17 protein-coding genes and 1 pseudogene are annotated in these 25,900 nt (G+C 48.1%); 6 read left to right on the top strand and 12 right to left on the bottom strand.

Annotated features, from left to right (window positions below; translation table 11 throughout):
- The first annotated feature begins 75 nt into the window (after positions 1–75).
- Positions 76–1,560 (top strand): hypothetical protein, encoded by a 1,485-nt coding sequence (locus ABGT66_RS06370; protein ID WP_346689595.1) that lies wholly within the window; start codon positions 76–78, stop codon positions 1,558–1,560.
- A 28-nt stretch (positions 1,561–1,588) separates the two neighbouring features.
- Here the strand turns inward: ABGT66_RS06370 and ABGT66_RS06375 are convergent.
- The 7 genes and pseudogenes from ABGT66_RS06375 to ABGT66_RS06405 all read right to left on the bottom strand — a co-directional run.
- Positions 1,589–1,885 (bottom strand): annotated as a pseudogene (locus ABGT66_RS06375) (ISAs1 family transposase); the annotation flags it as partial.
- A 251-nt stretch (positions 1,886–2,136) separates the two neighbouring features.
- A complete protein-coding gene (locus tag ABGT66_RS06380) occupies positions 2,137–2,883 on the bottom strand; it encodes an ISAs1 family transposase (RefSeq protein ID WP_346689596.1) in 747 nt (248 codons plus the stop codon).
- A gap of 1,132 nt (positions 2,884–4,015) precedes the next feature.
- Positions 4,016–4,918 (bottom strand): hypothetical protein, encoded by a 903-nt coding sequence (locus ABGT66_RS06385; protein ID WP_346689597.1) that lies wholly within the window; start codon positions 4,916–4,918, stop codon positions 4,016–4,018.
- A 40-nt stretch (positions 4,919–4,958) separates the two neighbouring features.
- Positions 4,959–12,059: an NADAR domain-containing protein gene (locus ABGT66_RS06390; protein WP_346689599.1), complete on the bottom strand. Its 7,101-nt coding sequence runs from the start codon at positions 12,057–12,059 to the stop codon at positions 4,959–4,961.
- A gap of 257 nt (positions 12,060–12,316) precedes the next feature.
- Positions 12,317–12,679 carry a TnpV protein gene (locus ABGT66_RS06395; protein ID WP_346689601.1) on the bottom strand — a complete coding sequence of 121 codons (363 nt, stop codon included), beginning with the start codon at positions 12,677–12,679 and terminating at the stop codon, positions 12,317–12,319.
- 739 nt (positions 12,680–13,418) lie between these two features.
- Complete coding sequence (traI, locus tag ABGT66_RS06400; protein WP_346689603.1) at positions 13,419–16,118, bottom strand: TraI/MobA(P) family conjugative relaxase; 2,700 nt, start codon at positions 16,116–16,118, stop codon at positions 13,419–13,421.
- On the bottom strand, positions 16,115–16,480 hold the full coding sequence (locus ABGT66_RS06405; RefSeq protein WP_346689605.1) for a hypothetical protein: 366 nt from the start codon (positions 16,478–16,480) through the stop codon (positions 16,115–16,117). The genes traI and ABGT66_RS06405 overlap by 4 nt, the downstream gene beginning before the upstream one ends.
- A 276-nt stretch (positions 16,481–16,756) precedes the next feature.
- Here ABGT66_RS06405 and ABGT66_RS06410 point away from each other — a divergent pair, with 276 nt between their 5' ends.
- Both ABGT66_RS06410 and ABGT66_RS06415 read left to right on the top strand, forming a co-directional pair.
- Positions 16,757–17,080 (top strand): hypothetical protein, encoded by a 324-nt coding sequence (locus tag ABGT66_RS06410; protein ID WP_300260962.1) that lies wholly within the window; start codon positions 16,757–16,759, stop codon positions 17,078–17,080.
- Positions 17,081–17,393: 313 nt separating this feature from the next.
- Positions 17,394–18,695: an ATP-binding protein gene (locus ABGT66_RS06415; RefSeq protein ID WP_346689606.1), complete on the top strand. Its 1,302-nt coding sequence runs from the start codon at positions 17,394–17,396 to the stop codon at positions 18,693–18,695.
- Positions 18,696–18,735: 40 nt separating this feature from the next.
- Here ABGT66_RS06415 and ABGT66_RS06420 read toward each other — a convergent pair whose 3' ends face one another.
- Entirely contained in the window at positions 18,736–19,185 is a 450-nt protein-coding gene (locus tag ABGT66_RS06420; protein ID WP_346689608.1) for a helix-turn-helix transcriptional regulator, read from the bottom strand.
- A 124-nt stretch (positions 19,186–19,309) separates the two neighbouring features.
- On the opposite strand from ABGT66_RS06420, the gene ABGT66_RS06425 reads away from it, so the two are divergent.
- Genes ABGT66_RS06425 through ABGT66_RS06435 form a run of 3 tightly spaced genes read left to right on the top strand, consistent with a single transcriptional unit; the run spans position 19,310 to position 20,814 of the window.
- Positions 19,310–19,510, top strand: coding sequence for a helix-turn-helix transcriptional regulator (locus tag ABGT66_RS06425; RefSeq protein WP_346689610.1), 201 nt, complete (start codon positions 19,310–19,312; stop codon positions 19,508–19,510).
- Positions 19,511–19,562: 52 nt separating this feature from the next.
- Positions 19,563–20,339, top strand: coding sequence for an AAA family ATPase (locus ABGT66_RS06430; protein ID WP_346689611.1), 777 nt, complete (start codon positions 19,563–19,565; stop codon positions 20,337–20,339).
- Positions 20,323–20,814 carry a helix-turn-helix domain-containing protein gene (locus ABGT66_RS06435; protein ID WP_346689613.1) on the top strand — a complete coding sequence of 164 codons (492 nt, stop codon included), beginning with the start codon at positions 20,323–20,325 and terminating at the stop codon, positions 20,812–20,814. Before ABGT66_RS06430 ends, ABGT66_RS06435 begins: the two co-directional genes overlap by 17 nt.
- Before the next feature lie 233 nt (positions 20,815–21,047).
- Here ABGT66_RS06435 and ABGT66_RS06440 read toward each other — a convergent pair whose 3' ends face one another.
- From ABGT66_RS06440 to ABGT66_RS06455, 4 genes are all read right to left on the bottom strand, one after another.
- Positions 21,048–21,860: a hypothetical protein gene (locus tag ABGT66_RS06440; protein ID WP_346689615.1), complete on the bottom strand. Its 813-nt coding sequence runs from the start codon at positions 21,858–21,860 to the stop codon at positions 21,048–21,050.
- Positions 21,820–22,656, bottom strand: coding sequence for a hypothetical protein (locus ABGT66_RS06445; protein WP_346689616.1), 837 nt, complete (start codon positions 22,654–22,656; stop codon positions 21,820–21,822). The genes ABGT66_RS06440 and ABGT66_RS06445 overlap by 41 nt, the downstream gene beginning before the upstream one ends.
- Positions 22,657–23,906: 1,250 nt before the next feature.
- Entirely contained in the window at positions 23,907–24,209 is a 303-nt protein-coding gene (locus ABGT66_RS06450; RefSeq protein ID WP_346689617.1) for a hypothetical protein, read from the bottom strand.
- A gap of 576 nt (positions 24,210–24,785) precedes the next feature.
- The gene (locus tag ABGT66_RS06455) at positions 24,786–25,793 is read right to left on the bottom strand and encodes a Fic family protein (RefSeq protein ID WP_346689618.1); all 1,008 of its coding nucleotides are present in this window, start codon (positions 25,791–25,793) and stop codon (positions 24,786–24,788) included.
- Positions 25,794–25,900: the final 107 nt, after the last annotated feature.

Below are 25,900 nucleotides of genomic sequence, written 5' to 3' on the forward strand. Positions count from 1 at the left end.
ACATATTCAAATGTTAATTTTAATAGAAAGCTGTTGTTGTACTAGTTGAATAGAACATCAAACACACTCAGAAATATGAAATTTGCCACAGTCGGACAAATTCTTGGAATATTGATCGGCTTTGTCTCACGTAAAGTATTTGTTATGTGTCTTTCCGCCGAATATCTTGGACTCAACGGTTTGTTTTCAAACATTCTCTCTATGCTTGCGCTAGCAGAGCTTGGCGTCGGGAGTGCGATTGTTTACAGTCTTTATAAACCAATCGCACAAGAAAACACAGAAGAAATAAAGTCGCTTATGCGGCTTTATAAACAAATATATACTGCCGTCGGTGTCTTTATACTTATTGCCGGCAGTGCGCTCACACCGTTTCTGCACCTGTTTATAAGAGAATTACCAAATATTCCTAACATCAGGCAGATATATTTTATATATGTCGTCAATTCGGCAATTTCTTATTTTTTCACTTATAAGCGCTCTATTATAATTGCGAATCAAAAATGGTATGTTGTAACAATGTATCATTATTCATTATATTTTTGTATGAATGTAGCTCAGATGTTTGTGCTATGGTTGACACGTGACTTTATATTATTTTTGCTGATTCAGACGGCAAGCACTTTTGCAGAAAATGTTCTCTTGTCTCGGAAAGCAGATTCTCTATATGCATATTTAAGAGATAAAGTGATACAACCACTCTCGCTGGATGTAAAAAACGAAATTAAAAAGAATGTTTTTGCCATGATATTCCATAAAATAGGTAGCGTAGTTGTATTCAGCACAGACAATATACTGATTTCAAAGCTTGTTGGATTGACTGCAGTGGGCATCTATTCAAACTATATGCTTATCCGTGTGGGAGTGAATACAATTACTAGCATTGTGTTTCAATCCGTATCTGCCAGCTTTGGTAATCTCAATGCGCTGGCAAGCGATGAGAAGAAAATAGAAGTATTCCAAATAATAAATTTTGCTGGAGCTTGGATATTTGGCTTTTGCTCTATTTGTTTTTTTGTCCTCGTAAATCCATTTATATCTTTATGGCTAGGTGATGAATACCTCTTCCCCATTACAACAGTTTTTTTATTCGTAACGTCATTCTATCTTACAGGAATGCGGCAGGCATGTCTTACTGTCCGTGATGTTATGGGCTTGTTCTGGTACGACAGATACAAGCCTGTGCTGGAGGTTCTCATCAATCTCATCGTATCTGTCATATTAGGACAAATTTGGGGAGTCAACGGGATTCTAGCCGGAACAGTAATAAGCACTTTAACAACATGTTTCTGGATAGAGCCATATGTGCTTTACAAATATGGCTTTCATTGTCCTATGAGTGAATATTTTGTAAAATATAGTATGTATTTCACAGCTACTTTTCTTGCCGCTATAATAACAACCTTAATCTGTAATATTATACCTGATTATGGAATTAAGGCGTTTTTCGGGAAGCTGGTTGTATGTGGAGTTATGCCTAATTTAATATTTATAGGATGTTATAGAAACACATTGGAATTTAAATATATTATTTCAGTAATACGCATGTTGTTGTCAAGATAGGATGTGATGCTGCTCATGGCGACAGCATTTACTTTTTCAAATCAAACAAGACGTTGAGCATGATCTGAGGAGCTATCTCAGCCCTAAACCTTATTATTCTCTTGCTGACACGTCCGTATCTGGCCTTGTTGAGCAGTGGCAGCGCTGCCTTTTTCAGGACGTTCATGTTCAGCGGCAAGTTGTCTTTTCTGGCTCTCTCCGCGTCTTCCCTGAATATCACGTCTAACAACCAGTGGAGGTTGTTCTCGGTCGACCAATGGCTTCTTATCGCGTGGGCGAACTCTTTCACGCCGGGCAGCGTCGTTATGAAGTGCCTCGTATGCTCACGCGTTGCCCCTTCTCATATATCACGCTTTTTGCTTCGCATACGGGGCTTTGAGCCCTTTCCATTTCCTGCGTGTTTTCAGTCACGATATGTCTGTCAGCAGCCTGTATTTGCGGCGTTCCGTGCGTCCGTGGCCATTGTTCAGGCGCCGCTCCGCTTCTAGCTCGTTTCCGAACGTGTCAAAGTACAGCCTGACGTTTTCGTGCCGTTCCGGCTGGTTGTCTTTTAAGACAAGTACATAGTCTGCTTTTTTACCTACTATTTTTATCTGCTATCTTCTTCTGGTAGCCCGCCGCGTCTATTGTGATTATCTGCCCTTTTATATCTACAAGGTCTAGCAGCTCCGGTATCGCCGTTGTTTCGTTCGTTTTGCCGGGCACAGCTATTTCGCCTAATGTGATTTGATTCTCATGGACGAAGGCACAGACGGCGTGATAGGCTTTGTGCTCCTCGTTAGCGCTGCCGCATATCGTCTTACCGTCGACCGCGACTACTGCACGTTTTGCGTGTTCAACTTCAAGCCAGTATGAAAGGCATTGTGAGAGCTCTTTCGGGTCCAGCCGTTCAAATTTTAGGCTATAAAGTAAATGCTGTTGCCCTGCAAGATAAAGCGCTTTCTGAAGCGCCTGGTCGTGCGGAAAGGCGCTGTGCTCTGACCGTTCATAAGATACCCGCTTTACCATACCGACTTTCCTGAAGTTGTTGTTTTCGATATATTCGTTGACAGCTTGCGGCATTCCGCTGACGAGCATATATAATCTGAAGTCGTGCATAAGCCTGCGATTCAGCTGTTCCCCAACTGACTTACGTCGGTCGGTTAAGTCGCGCAGAAGGGGAGCTGTAGCGCAGTCGCCCAGAGCCCAGAGGAATTCTTCGTAATCCATAGGATACATATTGATTTTGTCCTCTTTGCTGAGGATAAGTATGTTTTTTACATTTTTCTTTATTGAGATGAACGACCTTGTTTCAATATAGTCGTAGCGACCGTCTGTGACCAAAGCTTTGATTGCCTACCTCGCCGGAGGGCACAGCTGTACTTCGTCAAAAACAATCAGGGACTTCCGCTCTGTAAGATCTGTCCGATAAAGAAGCTGAAGGAACAAATAGTTGAGGTCAGATAAATCATTGAACAAATCTTTTACCGTCTGGGATGCCGTTGAGAAATCGACCATTATATAACTTACATATTCTTTTTTACCGAACTCTTCCACTACGGTAGATTTACCAACGCGCCTGGCTCCCTCGATCAGCAGTGCCGTTTTACCTTGAGCCCCGTTTTTTCACTGTAATAACCGATCGTAGATTTTTCTCTTATACATAAGCTTATCACCCCTTTGCAGCAACAGTATATACAAAATATAAGTTTTTAACAAAGCCCAATTATGCAAAATTTATATTTTTATATATCATAAATCACGCAAAATTTATATTTTTTCGACTCTTTGTACTTGTCAATAGCAGTGGACACGGGAAATATTATTCTTGGGATTGGATCTCCAAAAGTGGGCATACGCAGCATTTTTATGAATTTTTGTTTTTCAAAAGTAGACACCGGCGACATTTTAAGATGTATTTATTTTCAAACGTAGACATATGCTGGCAAACGCCTATAAATCCTGTGTTTATAGGCTGTTTAAGCCTGGACCTATCTTAGGTGGCTGGGCACAAAGCGGCAACAACGCTGTCTCTTTTTTCACGCCTCTGATAAAGATGAACATTCTGCTGGAATCGCGCATCGCGTTAGTCACGCGCTGTATAGTCCCATCGGCATCGCGACTCCACAGATGTTGCCGTAGATTATGTTAGATTGTCTATCAGAATCACAGCAGTTGCAGCTTGTTTTATGTCGGCAAAGGCAGTCAATATCCTGCTGAAACGAAACTGTATCATCAAGTAGCGTCAATATGGATTTGCAGAATCCGTCATTAATTTTTCTAATTATAGGTTGCTTTCTATCTGGCAATCGTCATATGAATCGTCGCTTTTTATCTTCAATCGCCACATCGATCATCACATTATTACATCCAATCAACACATTATCAAACCAAACGCCACATAGCGTGAATAAATTCTGCTTGAATGGCTGCAACCTTTGCCCTGCGCGCTGCGTCCAATAGGCAATTAAACAGGCTATCTGCGTATTGCCTTGGATTGCACCTGCTGTTCATTCTGTTCTTTCAGCTCTGCTTCTTTCTTGATATATTTCGATAAAATCACCGGTTCGAACGTCACGATGTTGTTGTGCCACTTCCCGTTTGCGTCTTTGTAATCGAACAGCCTGTAAGCGCCTTTCAGGCTCAGGCGCTGCGGGTGCTCTTTAGTCGAAATAAAAGATTGAACGTCTATCGGTTCTTTCGTTACCATATCGACTTTCGTGTATTCGTATTCGGCTCTGCCATCCTTGCCTACAGCCCTCTTCCCTTCGACGTATTTGGGCGAAGATACGGAAAAGCGGCTGACGTAGCCGTACAGTCCAGCTTCGCCGCGGTCTGTCATGTAGCTTATTCGCTCGTTAAAAACAGAATATCTGCTGTTGAAAACATAGCCTGTAAGCAGCTCGTTCGCCGCTCTGTAAAATTCCGTCTTCGTCATCTTATCTGCTAGGATCACAGTCTCTATTATCTCGGGCCTGTTGTTTTCGCCGAGTACGGCGCTGTGTACCGACCTGGCAAAGAGGACCGGCCTGCGCTCTCCAGCAGTGTGTCCGTCTTTATCGCGCGGCGTGACGAGAAATCTCTGTCCCGTGACGGCGAGCAGCGCGCCGTGTTCGAACGGACTCATGTCTATTGGCTCCATGCTGCGTATATCGACGGAAATCGCCGGGACTTTCGCCTGCAGCGGCTTCAGGTCAAATACCGCCGTGTAGATTTGCGTTCCGTCATCTTTCTTCGTTATCGTGGTCTTCTTCACCTCGCCAGAAATCGTCCCGACTATCGTTTTCCCTCTGTCGTATGACCTGTGGACGAAAGCGCTCCCGCTAAGCAGGTCTTCCGTCTTGCGCTCGTACTGTTCTTTTTCGCGGTTGTCTGCCATATCAGTATCTCCTTCTATACAAAAATATATTTCATTTTCGTTACCTGCATCTCACCGAAACGGCTGTTGACATGACGCGCTCGTCCGCTGTGAGCGGCAGTGTGTGTTTTGCGGACTCTTCCAGCGCGCGGGCTGCCGCTTTGCCGTTAAGATTCCTTAAACCAGCGATGTGTTCCTTGACCAGCATCAGTATCTTGCCAAGATGGTTCTCTCCCTCCCCGGTGTTCGCGTCGACGCTCCAGAATTTGCCCTGTCCTCCGTTTTTGTACGTGAGCGCGCTGTCGTCCGATGCGGCGAGTTTCGCCGCAAGCTCAGGATTCTGCGTAAATTTTGCTTCTACGACGTCTTTCATCGCGTCCAGGCTCCCCGAAAAATACCACCCGTCGCGCACCGGCGCGCCTACGACAGCGGCCTGTGCCTCCGAAGGAGACGCGGCTGCGAGCACCTTTTCGCGGTCGTCCTGTTCTTTGCACATGAAATAGAGATACGCCTGCGACGCTGAGCCAAAGACCTCGCCGTCCAGCTCTATGCGGCATGGAAAGTCGTTGGATAAAAACGCGTCGTCAGAAGCCTCTTCAGCCACAGGCTGCGGAATCGCGATATCCTCGTGTTTTCCGCATCTCGCACCGTCGAGGTTGAGAAGCGTATCAAGCTCGTTCAGTCGTTTGGATTTTTCCTCAAGCTCAGCCTCGTATGCAAACGGCTTACCCAACTCCTTGGAATATCCTTCGAGCTTGCGGTTCAGTTCTTCAAGCCGCATTTGCTCGACTTCGAGCGTTTTCGGTATTTCGTTCAGCGCGTTGTTTACGCGGGTAACGCAGCCGACCGCGTCGCTGCCGAGCGTGACGTGGTGCTGCAGGCCGCCTTCGCGGTGAAGCGTAAGGACATATTCGCCGCCGAAAGTGCGGTAAGTGAGGTACATAGCAAAACCTCTATATTCTCCGATATGAATGGGCTCGTCCTGCTTGGCAAGTTCTTTCGCCATAAGGATGGTTTCGCCCGCTGACTTTCTCGTCGTGCATACCTTGTTGAAAAGAGTCGAGCTCATAGGCGAGAATTTCTCTTCGTTATCGTCGTGCGTATTATGTGTCAGATGCTCGGCGTCTCCCTTGAGCTTCTCAACGACGTCCCTGCACTCAGCGAGCTCTTTGGGAATAGCTACGGCGACCTTGTGCTCAAGGTCATACCTATTGTTTTGATAGGCCGACTTAAGCATCCGAAGCCGTCCCACCTGAACGTCCAAATCCATTTTTTCTTTTATCCTCGGGTCTCCGGCACAAAGCGCTTTGACCTCGGCGTATTGCAGAACCGACTCGTCCACGTCCCCGCAGCTGCGCAGAGGATTCTTGCTCGTCATTATCTGTGCGATGAATTTCTGTTTGTTTTCGATTGTTTGATACAAGTATGCATCGAACGTACGCTCAGTGACGTACCTGTAGATATAGACCTCTTTATTGCGGTTTCCCTGACGGATTATGCGTCCCGCGCGCTGTTCGAGATCCGCGGGCCGCCACGGGCAATCTAAATCGTGCGAGGCTACGAGCCGCTCCTGCACGTTAGTCCCGGCTCCCATCTTCTGCGTGCTTCCCATAAGGACGCGGACGCTGCCCGCGCGCACCTTTGAAAACAGAGCCGCCTTTTTTACCTCTGTATTCGCGTCGTGGATAAAAGCTATTTCGTTCTCGGGCACTCCGGCCTTTATCAGCTTGGCTTTGATATCGTCGTATAAATTGAATTCCCTGGACGGCGTGGAAAAGTCGCAGAATATGAGCTGCGTGGACTTCTGCTCTTTCGTCTCTTCCCATATCCGAAGAACGTTGCGGACGCAGGCGTTGACCTTGCTGTCAGGGTCGTCGTCGAGTCCGCTGTCCATGAGCCTCTGGTCGAGGCCTATCTTCCTGCCGTCTGAGGTGATTTTAAGCATGTTGTCCTGCCACGGCTCGACGCGCTTGTTCCTGACGTCTTCGGCCCGTTCCGCGAGCTTTTCTATCATTTTCAACTGCTCGCCGGTGGGTGGGACGGCCACGTTTTCGAAGTGCGCCTCCGGCACCGGCAGATTCAGAAGATCGGCGGTCTTTATATCTGCCACTTCGCGGAACATGGCCATCAATTCCGGAAGGTTGAAAAATTTAGAGAAACGCGTCCGCGCACGATAGCCGTTGCCCTCCGGTGAAAGCTCTATAGATGTGATCGTTTCCCCGAAAGTGGAGGCCCAAGCGTCAAAATGCGTAAGCCCGTGTTTCTCGAGCTCATTAAGCTGGAGATAGCGCTGCATCGTGTAAAGCTCTACCATACTGTTGCTGACCGGCGTGCCGGTCGCGAATATTATCCCAGTCCCGCCCGTTATCTCGTCTATATAACGGCACTTGAGATATAAGTCGTTGCTCTTCTGAGCGTCGCTCGTGGATATCCCGGCTACGTTCTGCATCTTGGTGTAAACCATAAGATTTTTGAAGTTGTGCGCTTCGTCTATATAAAGCCTGTCCACCCCAAGCTCCTCAAAAGTAATGACGTCGTCTTTTCTCGCGTCCATACGATCGTGCAGACTTTTGAGCTTTGCTTCGAGAGAGATTTTCATTTTTTCGAGACGCTTCACCGAGTAACGCGGCGCGTCGCTTTGTTTCATATCATCTATGCCGAAAACGATGTCGTCTATCTGCTGCTGGATGTACCGTTCCTGACGCTCTTCGCTCACCGGGATTTTTTCAAACTGCGAGAAACCTATAATTACAGCGTCATATTCCCCCGTCGCGATCCTCGCGCAGAAGGTCTTGCGGTTTTTCGTCTCAAAGTCGCGCTTCGTCGTCACGAGTATATTCGCGGCGGGGTATAACTTCATAAACTCAGATGCCGTCTGTTCAGTGAGATGGTTCGGAACGACTATCATGCTCTTGCGGCACAGGCCGAGCCGCTTGCTTTCCATCGCGGAGGCAACCATCTCAAATGTCTTCCCGGCTCCGACGACGTGGGCGAGCAGCGTGTTAGGGCCGTAAAGTATCCTCGCTATCGCGTCCCGCTGGTGCTTCGTCAGCCGTATCTCCGGGTTCATGCCGGAAAATGTGATATGCGAGCCGTCGTATTCTCTCGGCCTCGTCGTGTTGAAGATGCTGTTGTATTTTTCGACAAGCACCTCGCGCCGCGCCATGTCGCCGAAAATCCAGTCTTTGAACTTATCTTTTATAGTCTGCTGTTTCTGCTGCGCGATAGCCGTCTCTTGCTTGTTTACCTCGCGCGTCTCCTTGCCGTCGGGCAGTGTCTCCGTATCGTAGACTGTAGTCGTCCGTCCGTTGAGCGCGTCCTCTATAAGCCTGTAGGCGTTTGCTCGCGCAGTGCCGTATGTCTGCGTCGCCATTACGTTGCCTGCGTCTCGGTTTTTACCGTCTATACGCCATTCTGCTGTATATTTGGAATAGGAGACCTTAAGCTCCCTCTCCACAAAATACGCGCGTGGTTCAAGCAGTTCCACGATGAAATCCCGCACGTACTTTGCGTCCACCCATGTGCTGCCGAGACGCACGTCGATGTCGGCGGCGGTGAGTTTTTCGGGCTGGACCTTTTCAAGCGCGGCAATGTTGTCGGAATATTTGCCTGGACTAGCCTCTTCCGCCATGCGCGCGAAGGCAAGTTTCTGCACCACGTCGCCCGAGAGATACTCGTCGCTGTTCTCGTAAACGCCCTCGCCTTGCGCCGACTTCGCGGGATTTTTGAATATGACGCCGCGCAAATCCGCGACTATTTCATCTTCGCTCTTTCCTGTAAGGCCGCTCATATAAGGGACGTCGACGCAGGCTCTCTCCGATATTGAGACAGCCAAAGCCTCGACCGCCGTATCTACCTTATCCGGCACCGCCTTGAATCCGATGGTCCTCTTCGTGAACATGTCGGCCAGCCCCTTAAGATTGCCTTCGGAGTCCAGTACTTCAAGAGAACATAAAAGGAAATAACCGGAGTCGGCCTCGAAAGCCTGTGCGTTGCCGCGGCTGTTTATGATTCCGTATTTACGCGTATAACCGTCGTATATCTGCCGCAGCTCGCGCTGCTTGGCCTCTATATCCTCGTCGGAGTATCCGTAAAGCTGGTAGTCTATAAGCTCGCGCGTACAGTCGCGCAGCGCGACGAGCCCCTTTATTCGTTCAGCCCTCGTCCCTACGGCCTTTTCTGGTTTATACATAACGGCGTTTTCGCGGTAGTATACTTCGCCGCCTACGATTGTATAGCTGAAATTCCTGACGTTCGGATCGGCCGGTATCGTTTCAAGCGCCCTTTCTTCGTCCTCGTCGAGTACGATAGAGCCTTCCATTACTCGTCCTTCTATATGAGACAGCGCAGAATTGAGCAGTTCATCAAGCGACCCATCTTCTCTTGCGCTGCACGTCGGCACGGGACCGTATGCGGAGCTAGCCAGTTCTATCTTCCCGCATATCATTTCCGGATGCTTGAGATAGTATTCATTTATAGGAATGCCGTCGTCCGTCTTGCCAGTGAATATCCATTCCGGTTCGACGTCCATAAGGCGCTCCCTCTTCTGGAAGATAAGGATATCCGAAACTGCATCCGTTCCAGCCGCGCGCTTAAATACGGTGTCGGGCAGCCTCACCGCGCCGAGCAGTTCCGCCCGTTGTGCGATATATCTCCGTACTGACGGGTTTTCCTTGTCCATCGTGTAGCGCGACGTGATAAAGGCGACGACGCCTCCCGGACGCACCTTGTCCAGCGTTTTTGCGAAGAAGTAATCATGGATGCTGTAGTTAAGCTTGGCATATCTTTTATCGGCGACTTTGTACTGCCCGAAAGGCACGTTGCCGATCGCGGCGTCAAAGAAATTGTCAGGGTAGTCGGTATCTTCATATCCGCAGAGACTTACGGCTGCGCTCTGGTAAAGCTGCTTGGCGATTCTGCCGGTGAGTGAATCCAGTTCGACGCCGTAAAGCCTTGAATTTTTACGCATGTTATCCGGCATCGTCCCAAAGAAATGGCCTATCCCCATAGCCGGCTCCAATACGTTGCCTCCGGTGAATCCCATGCGTTCGAGTGTCGAGTACAGGGCCTTCGTCACGACAGGAGGCGTATAGTACGACGTGAGCGTGGAGGCGCGTGCCGAACGGTATTCATCCTCTGAAAGCAGTCCCAGAAGCTCGTGATACTCTGTGTCCCAGCCGGAATCACGATCGTCGAACACGCCGGATAATCCGCCCCAGCCTACGTACTTCGCGAGGGTTTCCTGCTCTTCGGCTGAGGCCGCGCGCCCGGACGCTTCAAGTCCTTTCAGCAGCTTGATTGCGGCGATGTTGTTTGCGTACCGTTCTTTCGGCGTTCCGACGCCGATATTCTCGTCCGTTATCCGGTAGTCCAGCGGAATATGCGGAGTTTCCGGATTATTTTCATTGCGCGCCGGAACATCGGGTTCCTCGCTCTCGACGTAGCGCTCTTGTACAGCTTCGCGTTCTTCTCGTGTTATATATGTTCCTTTTTCTATTTCTCCAGCTATTACTTTTGCGACTTCTGCATATGAAAATGAGGCTTTTACATCGGCTTTTTCTACGCTGACGTTTCTGCCGTCGTAACTGACAAATCCCCATAGGCCAGAGGGATAAACGAACGTATGCCCGCTTTGCCCGTATATCGCCTTCAAAGCCTTCTGTCTTTCGGATGAAGTCGGAGTCTTTTGAAATGCGTTAAAGATTTTTTCTCTGGTGGAAATATGATCCGCACGGCATATCTCGGCGACATCGGCTTCAGTGATTTGTCTTCCGCCTGCAACGACGTCTTCCGCCAGGCTGCGGTCTTTTTCGTCGAGATACGTTCCGCGTTGTATAAGGTCTTCAAGAATATCGCTGATTCTGCCGCCGTCTATAAGCGTTAGCCTTTGAGCAGAAGGGGCGTTCCATGCACCGTTTTTTGTCTTTTCATAGCGCATTCCGTCAACTTTGTTGATGTTGATGGAGTTGTATATCCTTGCGCCGCCGTCGTCGCGCGTATCAAAGCCGTATCGTGCACCCTCGTATTCCGTAAAAAGCGCCTTTTCCATCGCCTCGCGCCCGCCGGAAACGTAGGCTCCCGCGATGCGGTTTTTCGCTCCCGGGAACCCGGTGCCTCCGCGCAGAAACGCACGTATTTCCTCTTCGTTCACAACAAGAGTCTCGTTGTGAACGAAGTCGGGCCCTGTACCAGACAGATACTTGTCTTCGGCTATGAGCTTTTCTATATGTTCTTTGGCCTCTTCCCAACTGAGAAAAGCATATTCGACGTTTCTGACGCCTCTTTCGCTGACGTTTTCCATGTCGTAGACATGTATTCTCATCCCGTCTTCGTCGTAATATATACAGACAGCTTCGTGCGTGTTATCGCGTGACAGCAGCGTATCCTGCGCGCCTACGGGATAGCAGTTTTTGAGGGCAGACAGCTTCGTCTCGCTATCCAATTCCGAATTTAGTATGTCGCAGATTTCTTTTTTGCCCCACGCAGAAGCCGGGCCTATACAGAGTATGGCGTCTGCCGCTTCATGAGTGAGCAGCCGGTTGTCTTCGTAATATTTTTCGTAATATGTACCGTCTGCGACAAATTCAGCTATCCGCTCATACGCTTGCCGCACGGAGACAAATAACGGCGCGTGTCCCGGTTTTTCTATGTAAACGCCGTCGTCGCCCGCTTCGACGCGCCCAACTGTTCCGTCGCGGAAATGATATTGCAGCGCAGCGTGGGGCGTATAGCTGTTTTTTACGAATATCGAGTCGTATGTAAGGTCTCCGCCCTTATTTTCCGAGACTATTTCGTATACAACGTTTTTGCTGTATTCCGAACTGGAAGGCGGCATTATTATTCTGTCTATATCTTTTTGTGGAATCTGTGGAAGTGAAGAGACGGGATGCCCAGCCCTCACAGACAGTTCTTCTTCGCTGATGAATTTTCTTTCATGTATAAGGTCAAGCAATACAACGCGGGCCTGCGTCCACGATATCTTTATCTCGCTGCTTCGCGAAGTTGCGTCTTGTATTGCGATCCTTATTCCCTTGATGTCGTATGTGGTAAACGCTTTTTTCTGTCCGTCGCCGTCAGGTAGAGTAATCCACGACGGCACAGTGTTTTTATGTATGTCGCGCAGCCAGTTCGACACGACAGCAGCGTTCGGCTCGCGCGTCAAATTCTTGTATACCAGGTATTTTTGCGATAAAAGCGTCTCGTCGGCAAGCAGGATATGCCGGATATCCAGTATCTCATTCGGCGTAAGCTTCTTGCCTCCTGAAGTCTTTATCCTGGATATGTCCGACTGCCGGGATTCTATTTCTTCAATCTGTTCTTCCTCGGTTGGGAAGAGCGACAGCTGCCTAACACTCTCACCGCGAGTTCTGGCTTTCGCCGGAAGAGGTTCCGGCGAAAGCTCAAGTTCCGGTTCATCTTCTAGTTGTAAATCAGCTCTGCCGTAGTCAACTCCGTCGCTTGTTCCCGTATCATGTTCATGTGCGCCGTCCAGCCCATCTGATCCTTTGCCTTGTCCGGCGCGGGGTTCTTCTCTAGAAGCTCTTTCTCCAGACGGCTCACCATTTCTTCCGCTTCCTCGTCGATCCGGCTCAGATACGAGTTCAGCTCGCAGCGGCATATCAGACCGTCGTAAAGAGCTTTCCTGTTCTCGCGTATGAACTTCAGCCTCATTCTTCCGAAGCGTCCCGCCGCCTTCTGTTCCGGTATTTCCAGCTCCGGTATCCAGTAATCTCTCCGTTTCACGTAGGTTATCCCGTTTTCTGTCTTCGTTTCTTGCTGCATTGAGTTTTCTCCTTTCTCTGTGTTCGTTCAAAATCGCCCGTTCTACTGTGCGCAGTATCTCTCCCGCGGCGTAGTTGGAAGCGTTTCCGAGAAGTATGATATCGTCATATTCGATGGTTTCTATAACCCGCACGTCGGGCAGAGCTTCCTCCGTCAATCCCATCCTTGAAAGGACCGCGATGCTAGCGCTGTTTGCGGCGAGGGAGAGAAGCTCGTTTGAATCCACTCCTGCGTCGTTGAGGTAATCGTAGGCCAGCGAGAGGGCAGCCGTTCCGACAAGCCGTCCGATGTCTTTCGCGTCGCTCCCGTAGGCTTCCGATATTGCTTTTGCCGCAGTTTCACGGAATTCCTCTCCGCACAACCAGAGCCGCGGGAAGGCGCTGCGGCCTCCGGTATCGGAGACGTCGAAGACATACCGCAGCTTCTGCGTTCCGCCGTCCTCTTCAAGCAAGGCTATGCCGGTACTTCCTCGCTTTACGTAACGTTCCAGCCTGTTCCACAGCGAAAACGATGCACACGCCGTAGCATCCGGCCTCTGGGCGAATATAAGCGCCTGGTCTGCGAAGTTGTATTTGTAGAATTTCGCTCCGGCTGTAGACAGAAATCCGCTCCACCGCTCGGGCGACGAAGACACGCCGTCTATCGTGCGCGCGAGCAGCTCTTGTACTTTCGCCAGTTTTTCGCTGTGTTGGTAGGCCATGTTCAGCGTCTCTCTTTCATGTCGTAGTTTGGCTGAATATCAGCGGTGCATACGGGATGCGCTTTCTTCAGTCTGCTTTCTGCCTCCGTCGTATCGCCGTTCCAGCGACAGCCATGCGTTCCTCTTGTGTTCTATCTTTCTGGCCTCGGACTGTCCCGCCGGCGTTTCTGGGTACTTCGCCGTCCTCGCGCCGTAGCTTGGCCAATGGTGCTTGCCTTTCTCCGACAGCGGACGGATGTCTTTCGCGCCTTGAGCGATTGCGTCCGCCCTTTCCGCTTCCGAATAGCCCGTGACGTACATCCGTACTGCAATCATGGCGTCTAAGCTGCTCCAGTCGCTTATAGACCCGTAATGTGCGATGAGGTCCTCGGCGTGGCACATATAAGCCTCGTATGGTGAAAGGGAACGCCTGTCGTTTTCTCTAGGCTTGTACATCGCATTTCTTTTGGCTGCCTCGGCTTCTTTTATTTCCTTTTCTATCGCTTGCGCCAGCGAGCGGCTGTGTTCCAGCGCTTTGGCGCATATCTGTTTTCTTGCCGATATGAGTTTTACTTCAGGAAACGTCCCGTCTGGCCTTCTGTGTTTTGCTTTGTTGTTGTGCGTTCCCGGAATCCTGTGCGGGTGCACCGCCGCCCTTATCTTCGGGTCGCCGTACTTTTCGTTGAGTTCGCGCATCAGCCTGTTCGCAGTCTCTCTGTCGAACCCGCAGTGAAGTTTGGGGACGTTCAGTACCGCCTGGTAGTTGCCTGGGCTGCTTTCCAGTATGACGGCTGGAGAATAACCGTCCTTGAGAAGCAGTTCTAGCTTCTCTTTTGTAAGGTCGTCTACAAGTATGTGGTGCATGTCGCCGCTGATAGGCGTGTAATAGAGATTCCTGCCTTTACGATCCAGTACGTCTATTTCGGACATCCTCTCCTCGATTTCTTCTTTCGTAAATCCTACCGACTCCATGCCCGGTTCTTTGTCGAGAATGAATGCGCGGCGTTTGCCGTCGTTTCCTTCGTACATCGCAGTGACGCGGTATCTCTCCGCGCCTATGGCCTCGTCGTATGCTTTGAACGCGGCTCCTAAGCCTCTCATTCTCGCTCCCCATATATGGCGGTCATTGGTGCTGCGTTTTGCCTGTTCTTCTTTTTCTATGCGGATCATCTCCTGTAATTCAGGGTTGGATAACGCTATTCCGTTTTCAACGGCGACTCTGACGCAAAGAGCCTTATAGCAGTCGCTTCCGTTGACAGTAAGTCCTCCGCCCCATTTTTGCGCGGCGAGTTTAAGCGCGTCTTTCAGCGTCTCTTCGTTTCTCCAGTTCATTACGTCGATCCGCTTTCCAAGGTCTGCAAACTGAGCCTGTTCTGCCTCGTCTTTGCTGCCGTTGTAATATAAGAGAGCGCTCAGGCCGCCGTCCCAGCGTTCTTTTATGCATGTCCGGTACTTGATTGGCACGCGGCAGTAGTCTTTCGCTTCTCCTTCTCCTGAAATTGTTCCTGCGGCGCTCGACCGGTAACGCCAGCGCATCGCGCTCCGTTCGTCTTCGTTGGCCGCGAGCCATTCTTTATAAGAAGGGAATGTCTGCTTCTGTTGTTTTCTGAGTTCTTTTCTTCTGATTTGCTTGCTTTTCGCCCATTCTTCGCGTTCCGTCATCTGACGCCACGCTAGGACGCTTCGCAGTGCGTTCAGTTCCGCTCCGGCTCCTCGCCACGAAGCACGCGATTCGAATAGCTCTTTGCGTTCCCGTCTGTGTTTTTCGCGCAGTTCTTTCTGTTCTTTATCGAAGAGGGAATTGAGCGCGCGGCGCGCGCCTTGTCTCGCTTTGTAGAAGGCGCTGCGTTCCTCCAGGTATTTCCTGTTCGCAGTCTCTTCGGTCATAGGCTCGGTACATGACCGGTTTGATTCATTTTCACGCTGCGCCGAGGCTTTGCGGCTTGCCGCCTCGAACGCTCCGAGCCTTGATTCCATTTTCTTCATAGAAAGGCTCTGACTCACGCGCGAGAGCTTTACCGGGATATCTCCGACGAAAAGCACCGCGCCCGAACCTTTCCGTTCGATACGGCACCCATTTTCTGCAAGCGACTCGTGGACTTCTTGCCACGACTGTGCGCCGAAGAGTATCGCCGCGCATCTTTCACGCGCTACGCGCTCTGCGCTTTTTGTCGAGGCCGCGTTCTCAAAGTCTTTAGCTTTACCGCTAAGCGATGTAATCCGGCGTTTGGAAGTGCGTTCGTATATCTCTCCGTCGACGACCTCGTAGAAAACTCCGCTTCTTTCTATCTCCCATCCCTGGGCCAGCTCTATCCTGCGGGCGGCTCTCTCGTCCGCCTTCTTCCAGAGTCCGCCTGCCGGGTCTATTGCTTTCAGCGAAACGGGGTCTACGCGGTTCACGCATAGGTGGATATGTAGATTCTGTGTGTTGCGGTGAGCGCCGTAGAAACACTGGCAGTCCTCCAGTCCCATCTCTGCAAGGTAGATGTTTACCGCCTCGTCTATCTGTTCCGCGCTCGGCTCTTCTCCTTCGCGGAAAGAAAGTATTCCATGAAACACCGCGTCTTTTACTCGTTTATTGAGAGCCGCCGTATACTCCATCTCTTTTGCTATTTCCGCGGCGTTGTTTATCTTGAAGTCGAAGCCTCGGCTGTTTGTGTAAAGCGTTTTCTCTGCATTATCCGACGCCGCTATGTAACTGATTAGGTCACGGAAGCTGCTATTCCCGTCATTTCTGCGCTCTCCGACGACAGCGATCATTTTTTCTCGCCCCTTTCCATTTCCTTCTCGAGGCGTTCGATGAAGAGGCTGATTCTGAATAAAGTATCCGTCTGCTTGTTGAGAGCGGCGGCGCTTTCTTCCGGCGAGACAGGATTTACGTTGTACAGGTGTTTTATAAGCCCGCCCTGACGTGCCGCCTCGCGCCGCAGCGCGCGCAGCTCGGCGATGAATACGGCGTAGTCTCGGTTCGGTATTCTGATGCCTCGCAGCTTTCTGCGTATGATTTCCCTGACAGTAAGGTTGGAGAGGCAGGCGGCTTCTTCAAGAGCGCGTTTCATAGACGGAGTACACCTTATGTTGATAATCTCGCTGAGCCGCTCTGTGTCTGTTTTTCTTCTCACGACTGATCCCCTCCGCTGCTGCGCGCAGCGCCAAGCCCGATACACGAGAAGCGCAGCGCCGAGTGTTCGCAGGAAGTGGTTACAAAACTACGGAAGTAGTTTTGTAACCCACTTCCCGGCTTGTCCGAGTCTTCAGACACACATCCGCATATTTGTTGTATTTCTGTGTGTCTAGTTTATGTCATGTAATATAATTTTATATTCGGCCATTGTCAAGCAAAAGAATAGATATTACTATACATGATACAGAACAAAAGTCGATACGGAGGTAACTGTATGACGAAGATGATTGCAAGGGAACAGATAGAAAAGGTGAAGGATTCGCTCGGCACGATGGAGAAACCGCAAAAGGAGAAATTCAGCCGTAAAGAAGCGGTAGAGCAGCTTAGAGGGACTATACGGACTCTGCTCGCAAAAGGCTGGGATTTCGCCGATATTGCGGCGGTGATAAGGAATGCCTCTGATAAAACGATGAATTATCGGCCTAACGACCTGCGGAAATATTATGAGGAGACAAGCTCGGCAAGCGGTGTGCGAAGACGGAAAATAAAAGGCAGCGGGGAAGATAATGTCAGCCATGATGAGGAGGAGAAAGGGTAAAAATATGGATTCTGTATGTTTTATACCATTATAAGCCGACATGTACCTCTGGAAATCTATGCCGCTAGCTTGCCTGATTGAAATGATATAATACTTTATCGTTAAGTCTACCGTACTTTTGGGAGCCATGTAATTTTTCAGAAGCCGTTTGCTGATTAACGGATTCTTGTTTGTCGGGGTATATTTTACAAATAAAAATTGCGTCTATCCGCAAAAATTTTTCGTGCTATCGTTGACTCTGTACATCGGCTGCCATATACTTATCTCGAAGAGAAAATGCGGATAACCGCAAAAATTTTTCGAGGTATGTCTTATGATAATTAAAAGGGACAGATACTTACAGAAGCTGATTGCGAAAAAGGATAACGGGCTGATAAAAATCATCACCGGCATCCGGCGCTGCGGCAAGTCGTTTCTGCTTTTTAACCTATATCACGAATATCTGAATTCCGTCGGGATAGACGACGTACATATTATCGAGCTTGCTTTGGACGAGGCGATGAACGCACGCTATCGTAACCCGATGGAGCTGGACGCTTATATAAGAAGCAAGGTAAAAGACTCGTCTCAAAGGTATTACATATTTATCGACGAGATACAGATGACCGTAAGCATCCCTAATCCATATATCAACGACAAGTCCGCTAGGATCGGTTTCGTAGATGTCCTACTTGGACTTATGAAAATACGGAACGCAGATATATATGTCACCGGAAGCAATTCTCGTATGCTTTCGTCGGACATAATGACTGAATTTCGGGGACGGGGAGACGAGATACGTGTCAGTCCTCTTACATACGGCGAGTTCTATTCCGCGTTTGAAGGGGATAAACGACACGCATGGAGGGAATATTACACTTACGGCGGAATGCCGTTGATTCTCTCCCAAAAGAGCCACGAGGAAAAGAGCAAATACTTGAAGGACCTCTTTGCTAAAACTTATGTGACGGACGTGCTGGAGCATAACAGAATAGCAAACGATCAATCCGTATTAGAAGACCTGCTCAATGTCGTCTCGTCTTCAGTCGGCTCGTTAACCAACCCGACGAAGTTGTCGAATACCTTCAAAAGCGTAAAGCACACGCAGATCAGCTCGAATACCATAAGCAAGTATCTTGATTTCTTTATCGACGCCTTTATTATGAGAAAGGCTCAGCGCTATGACATAAAGGGCAAGCGTTACATAAACAGTTTGATGAAATACTACTTCACGGACGTCGGTCTGCGCAACGCGCGCTTGAACTTTAGGCAGCAGGAAGAAAATCATATTATGGAAAACGTGATATTCAACGAGCTGGCAGCAAGGGAGTTCGACGTCGATGTCGGAGTTGTAGAGTACAACCACCTGGATGAAAAAGGTAAAAAAGTACGGACGCAGCTGGAGGTAGATTTTGTAGCAAATAATGGAAGCCGGCGGTATTATATCCAGTCGGCCTTCTTAATAGACAGCGAGGAAAAGAGAAAACAGGAGATAAACTCTCTGATGAGAGTACCTGACTCTTTTAGAAAAATCGTAGTTGTAAGAGACGATATTCTCCCGTGGCACGACGATAACGGAATTCTTTATGTCGGGATAGAACAGTTCCTTTTAGATGAACGAATAATGGATATTTAATATGCCGTTTTACGGGGGAGCTGGATTTGACTGCTAAGTATCAGCCAATCGCTCTCCCGAATTCGTTATCATCCTCAGACATAGTTCGCTGACAGGCGGCTAGGGAATCGGATAGCAAACGCCTGTCTGGTTCGGCTAGCATATTGTGGTTCAAGTTTGTAAGATAAACCCGAAGCTCTGAAATCAGCACTATAATCTCAGGTACAGAATATCGGCTCAAATCTTTTGGGACAGAGCTTGCCGGTATCTTTTGCGGTAAGTTTCTCTCGTGTTCTTCACCCTCGGAATAGTCTTGGAGCATCGGAAGCCAGAATGAAGCGTCGACGTCGGCTTTTTGGACGATTTGCAGGAACAGGTTCATCGACGGCTTTTTCTTTCCGCGCTCAAGCTCGCTGTAATACATCGGCGTGATATCGAAAAAAGCCGCCATTTCCCCCTGCGTCCTGTCTCCCCTGTATTTTCTCAGTAGTTCCGCAAACGTCTTTCTCATGTCCTTACTATATGAATTTCAGCTCGCACAAACAAGAAGCTGTTAGCTTATATTATATCCTATTTATATTGACTAAGTAAGCCCTATGCTTATAATATTTATAAAAAACTTGGAGGTGGAGTCGTTGGGATTTAATCGTCATTTGCTGGCGGAATGGCAGAGGCGTAAGGATATTTCCGGCGCACAAGCGGCAAGAAAAATAGGCATATCCGAGATGTTCTATTCAGAGCTGCTGCGCGGCGTAAAAAATCCCAGCCTTAAGATGCTGGATAAAATCAGTAAGAAGACGGGGCTTGCCGTCAAAGATCTTATTTCTGAAGATTAGCGGTGTTAATCGTGCATTGCAGATATTTTGTTAACCGTTTGGGAAATTAGACATGGACGCAAGAATTATTGCAGCAGGCAATCAAAAGGGGGGCGTCGGCAAAACGTCTACAATTCAAACGCTGGCAGCCGCATTGGCCGCTCTTAGGCAAAGGGTGCTGATTGTTGATTTGGATCAGCAGTGTAACCTAACGAGCTGCTATTTTGATCCGTCATCGGTCTCTGCATCTTCATACGATATACTTCTCAATAAAAAGGGGGCAGAACAGTGCATATGCAGAGTTTCGGAACGGATAGACCTTATCCCCGCGTCAAATATGCTTTCGGCTATTGAGATAGATTTAGGAAACAAGGCTGGCAATCAGGTACGCCTTGCCAAAGCTCTGCGGAAAGTAAAAAACGGCTACGATTTCATCCTCATAGATACGCCTCCTGCTCTTGGCCTGGCAAGCATCAACGCCTACACAGCTGCCGACGAGGTTATAATTCCATGTCAGGCGGATTTATTTTCTATACAAGGGCTTGATATGCTCTCTGAGACAATAACTGCGGTAAAGGAATACTGTAATCCAACGCTGAAGATAAGCGGGATTCTTCTTGTCAGATACAATCGTCGCACAGTATTAGGCCGTGAGATAAAAGCTCTACTACACAAGATAGCGGAAAGCTTTGAAACCAAAATATTTAACACCGCTATTTCAGAGTGTATCGCCGTAAAGGAGGCGCAAATCAACCGTACCGACGTTATAAGCTATAAACCGTATTCGACAGCTGCTCTCGACTATAAAGCTTTTGCCGACGAGGTACTGGCAGATGAGAAAGAGCTTTAAGGATTCGCCTGCACTTAGATTTCTAGTGCAGGTTGACGATAACACAACAGAAAATGAGACGAAGCCTTATTCTATTGATGCTTCTGAGAACGAACCGTCCGATATTCAGAAAAAACGGCGCAGACACGTCAAGCATGAATTCACCTTCGAGGAAGAGATGGCACGTGCTGATTACTCGGGGAGACAGGCTCGTATCGCTGGAACAGTTATACTCGATCCAAGGCTAAGCTACAGCGATTTCAAGCTCTTTGCAGTTCTGTGTCTGTATCAGAATTATAAAACAGGGGTGTGTTGGCCTTCATACTCAGAGATAAACCGCAGATTCGGCTTTCCCATTTCTTCAATTAAGGCATCAATAAACCGGCTTATTGAGTATGGGTATGTCTCTCGCCGTAAAGAAGACGGGATACGCACCTATTACACACTCTATCCCTTCAACGTTGCAGAAGAAAAAGAAAAACGCAAAAAAGAATAACGCCCGCCTGCAAAACTTTTCGCTACAGCACTATCTTTCTACAGTTTGTGCCGAATCGGAAATTCAACTGAGCAAAAAACTTCGCTAGAACCCATTCCATTCCATAAAAGTATTTGCAGCCAGTATAAACTTAAGCAACATCATGAGACATCCGCCTTGTTCGATAATAGTCATAATCCTTAGTATTTTCTATAGGACAGCGTACTGTAATTACAGATGGCAATATGACATTACTATGACGGTCGTATTTGCTCTATGTCAGACCTTAGGTATAGACTGTACTTGTCCTTTTCCACGATTGGATTAAGTTTGCCGCGTTTGCGCAGTGCGTTGACGTTTTGAGGGCTGCATGCCAATAGCTTCGCCGCGCCTGCTGTATCGAGAATCCTGTCGCGTATGAATCCTACGACGTCTTCGTAAGACAGTGGTATGCTTATTCCCGAAGAATATAAATCTCCGTACAATATCTCTGTTTCCCCAGTTCCCCAACCGATGCCGTAACCGTCGTGCAGAACGGACAAGGCGCTGAAGACGCTGCCTCTGGCAATAGAACGGAACTCCGGCTTTGCAAGAATCCAATGCAGGTCGCATACTTTCGTCTCTCCATTTTGGAAGAACACGGCAAGGCGGCAGTCGTCCATCGGCATGATGTCGCGGACGCGTTTTGCCAGCCGTTTTCGGAGGTTCGCCGGAAGCTTCGACTCTGAGGTATGTGCGATGTAATAGTCGTCGTGCGAGCATCGGCCTTTTGTATATTCCAACAACTTGAATTCATCGTACGCTTGCAGCTTAAGGTCAGCCAATATCTGCGCGATATTCTGTCTATCCGGCGGGACTATTCTGAGCCTGACCCATTGCATGCTTTCTTCAGAACCTACGGTGCGTATCCCCCTTTTGTACAAACTGTCCAGAGGCATGGGGATATTCAGCGGGTCAACTTCGTCCGGCAGCTCTATGAAGAACATCTTGCCGGCCGGAGAGTATATGAGCCACATGAGCGGAGTCTTACAGATTCCCGCTTCGTCTTTGACTGCGAATATCTTCATACATCTTCCACCTCCCTGATATCATATCCCATATCTTATCGAGCCAGGCTTTGTCGATCGCGCCGTCCAGACCGGCAAATAATTCTTCCCTGCTCAGTTTGCTATATTCCGGTAATTCAAGCATCTCTTCTGGAGGTATGAGTCCAAGATTACGTATCGCCGAATTTCCTCCGATAAACGACTGTACGCGCTTATCCGCAAGTGCGTCGAATTTATCCAGCGTTTCCCTGTCTTTACAACTGAATACAAGCGATAGCCCATTGTCGAAAAGCGGGGCGAGCCGTATTCTCCCATTTCTGCGGTTGCGCAGAACCTCTATATTGGCTCCATGACGGTCTCTGTTTAAAATAAGAAAGTCGCATACCAGCATTTCCCATATATTCCTGCACCAGCCCATACGTACACAAAAATCTAATACAGCCTCACCCTGATAGGCGTTGTTCCTGTAATACGTTTCCAGCGGGATCTTATCCTCACCAGGACGTTTGAAATCCAGCGAAGCGGTCAGCCAAGTGTTAAAGATTTTGTCTCCCACACGTATGTCTGCGTGTATCAGTTTGTATCTAAGGTGCGGAATTTCGAGCAGCGTCAGCAGCCTGTCCGCAATCAGCTCGTTGATGCATTCGTGCCCGACGATGCCGGCGCTCATGTCGCAGTCCGACAGTTTATAGTAGATTTTCCGGCCGTCCTCGGCTGAATAAGATTTAAGAAACGTGCCGGCAGTCCCGGACGATGTGCGCGTAAGGCTCCAGCTCAGCCAAGTCAGATCCTGCGTTTCGAGAATAATATCATCCATATTCTTCACCGCCCAGATAAATTATAGCAATATAGTTGTCGTATAACAATTATATTATTAGAATCAAGTAAAAATATAAAAAATATATTGAAAATCAACAATCTATTATTAGATATATTATTCAGGACAGAAAAAACCGACTACTATATACCATACACTATCGCAGCACTTCATTCATGTAAATATCTACCTTTGGGTATAGTGTTAGGTATTTCATATCGTTGCGCAAAACGGCATAATCCAACCTTGCGTTGTCCAGTTCCAGTAACCCAAATTCACTTATTACCGTGCGTTCTGGCTTTCCATTAGAATAGGCTTTCACAAGCTGAGAGCACAGCTTTTCAAGAGTATGGGACACATGTGCTGGTTGCAAAGCAATCAAGCGGCAATTCGTTGAATGTTACGGCAGAATCTTTCTCAATTTTGATTTTTGCGAATACATATTGCACCGAAACTCAGATAACCAGTCTTGTCTTAATCTCTTGTTTTCTGAAGTTTTGTATCCAGTCCAATTCTTTATCCGTACTTCCTATCCACAATTTTGGTTCTGCGTAACGTCGGTGTGGCAAATATTAACTCGGTTGATTGCAAGCTGAGCTAAAAACGAACACGGACAAAATTTAGCAGTGCTAAAATTTATATATTTCGAGAGTTGTCCACAGCCCATTACTGGGCGTCCCTCGCGCGCGCGTTAGGTTTTTATAATACAAGTTATTAAATACAAGTTCGGGGTCAAAAATTAGCCCTGCTAAAGCTAAAATTAAGCTGGGTAATATGCGACGAATCCAGTTATACACCGACTTATTCACGAAGCTGTCCACAACAGCCGTCCACCTTTCCCTTGGTAATTTCTGCCTCAGCTAAGTTTTAACATGGCCTGAAATAAACCCAGCTGAAAATTGACTATGTTGGTTTTTGCCATGACAAAAATCGGCCCAGTTGAAAATTAGCTGTTTATCGCCGTCTGTGCCTGCGGCAAGACGCAGCGCAGTCACATGTATTTTTTACGAGAAGGCTGAAATATTCTGCCAAGTCGAGATAAGTCCACTCAGGACGCCATCTGCCGTTATCAGCAAGCTCGTCGCGCAGAGCCGCACTTATTTGCCCCCATCCGTAGCCGCGGTCTCTAGCTCCTCTTATTTCACCAATGTAACAACGAATCGTCTCATAGAAATCGACATTGACAGGATTACTGCAACGACAAAACGGTCCGTCCTTATAATCCCCATTCTCAAGCCTATGAAGCAGCGTCATAACTCACAATCCATCCGTTTGCCGTATATGCGTTTCCACTCTTCAAGGTCTGACTTCATGTATCTTATATATCCGTTGGGAAGTGTTATGTACTTGGGCGTTGGACAGTACTTCCTGTGTGCGTCTAGTTTTTCGCGCTTATTCATACGCCCTTTTTCAAGCCAGCTTTTCGACATATTGATGTAAATGGCGGCCTGAACGGTGTCCAGCATATCGGTATACGGTATCTTCGCAAGCCGCCTCTTGAGACGCTCTTCCCTTTCTTCGTAAGCCTGCTGTTCTGTGCGCTTTACCCTCATGATGAATCCTCCCGGCAAAAGCCCGTGCTGACGTGGGCAGAGTATGAAATGCTTTGAATCACATTATAAGCAAATAGCATATTTTATAAAACATATAGCATGATTATTCGTGTGAAAAATTTAGCCGGGTTAAATTTTGGCTAGCCTGATATGCCTGCATAACTTACAAGAATCGCTAAGTTATAATTACATAAATGATAAAAGATGATGGGGTGAATCCTGGACATTTATATTTCTTACATAGCTTTAAAGCAGATCCGCCCAAATATATAGCATAGAGCAGAATTCATAGCTGCGACTTTGGCGGATGTTATGGAGATTTTCATAATACGACAATAGTTTTAAGTTTATCCATCGAGGATGTATGTTCATTACTGCGGTTGGAATCGACCAGCAATATGGACAACCGGCAGGTAGGCATTATTCTGTGCGCCAACAAGGTGGATTACTGACACAAAGAATATTTTGATCTTGAAAATGCTGCTCTGCCGGGAAACACAAAATTGCAGCCTTCGTTAATAACGCACTGTTGTTAGTATTAAACGCACGAACCGTGCGTTTCTGTGCGATATGCGTTTATTGTTCATGTGTCAGCAACTTCTTGACGTATCTCTGATTCCGGCTAGTCGGCCTGTCCGGTACGGTCATCTCGACCATGCCAAGGGCTATGGCCGGGTTTATGTAGTGTTTGCGAAAGGTCTCTTTGGATTTGAGATTCAGCTTCTCCATTATTGCAGAGGCGGTATAAGGCACGCCGTACTCCATGACGGAGAGGAGTTTCTTCACGTATTCAGAGGTTATCTCATCTTCGCCCGCCGTTACGGAGATTTCGTCTAAGAGGCGGTCTGTCTGTTCCAGCATAAACTCAATGAATAAATCAGAATTCCCGGCTTTGTGACATTCCGCAATAGCGCGGTAGTAATCTTTCTGAAATTTCTCGATTTGATTCTCCAGCGGAATGTACGCAAAGACAGGCTTCCATTGTGCGAGGATAGCTGTGTGCCATAATCTTGCCATTCTGCCGTTTCCGTCCGTGAATGGGTGGATGAAGACGAATTCATAGTGGAATATAGATGACAATATCAGCGGGTGTACTGTCTTACGCGCCTCGTTCATCCATCCGAACAGATTTTCCACGAGCTGAGGGACGAGCCGCGCGGGAGGGGCCATGAAGATGCAGCGATCCCCGTTGAACACGCCTTCCTCTCCTTTACGGAAAGTACCGGATTCATCTACTGTGTACTGCGTCATCACCTCGTGCAGTCTAAGAAGGTCGGCTATTCTGTATGGATTGATTTCGTTCAACATTCCATACGCGGCATAGGCGTTCTTCACTTCCTGAATTTCTTTTCTATCTCCGATAACGTTGCGCCCAGCAATAACCTCGCGTACCTGTCCCAGAGACAGAGAGTTCGCCTCGATCTTCAGCGACGAATGGATGGAACGGATTCTGTTGTTCTTCCTGAGGTGCGGCTGAGATTCCAAGTTATGCAGCACGCTTATTCGTCCAAGCTTCTCTGAAATAGAGGCTGTCATGGTCAGCATCACGTCCGTTATTCTGTATGGAGGCTTGTGCTTTTCCATGATCGGCTCCTCAGTCCTCGACTTACTTATTATCTTACGTATTATCTTAGCATATTATAGCTACACATACATGTGTATAGGGATAAATATGAAACAAAGCCTTTGAA

Origin of the sequence: uncultured Cloacibacillus sp. (assembly GCF_963926575.1) — a bacterium.
GTDB lineage: Bacteria > Synergistota > Synergistia > Synergistales > Synergistaceae > Caccocola > Caccocola faecigallinarum.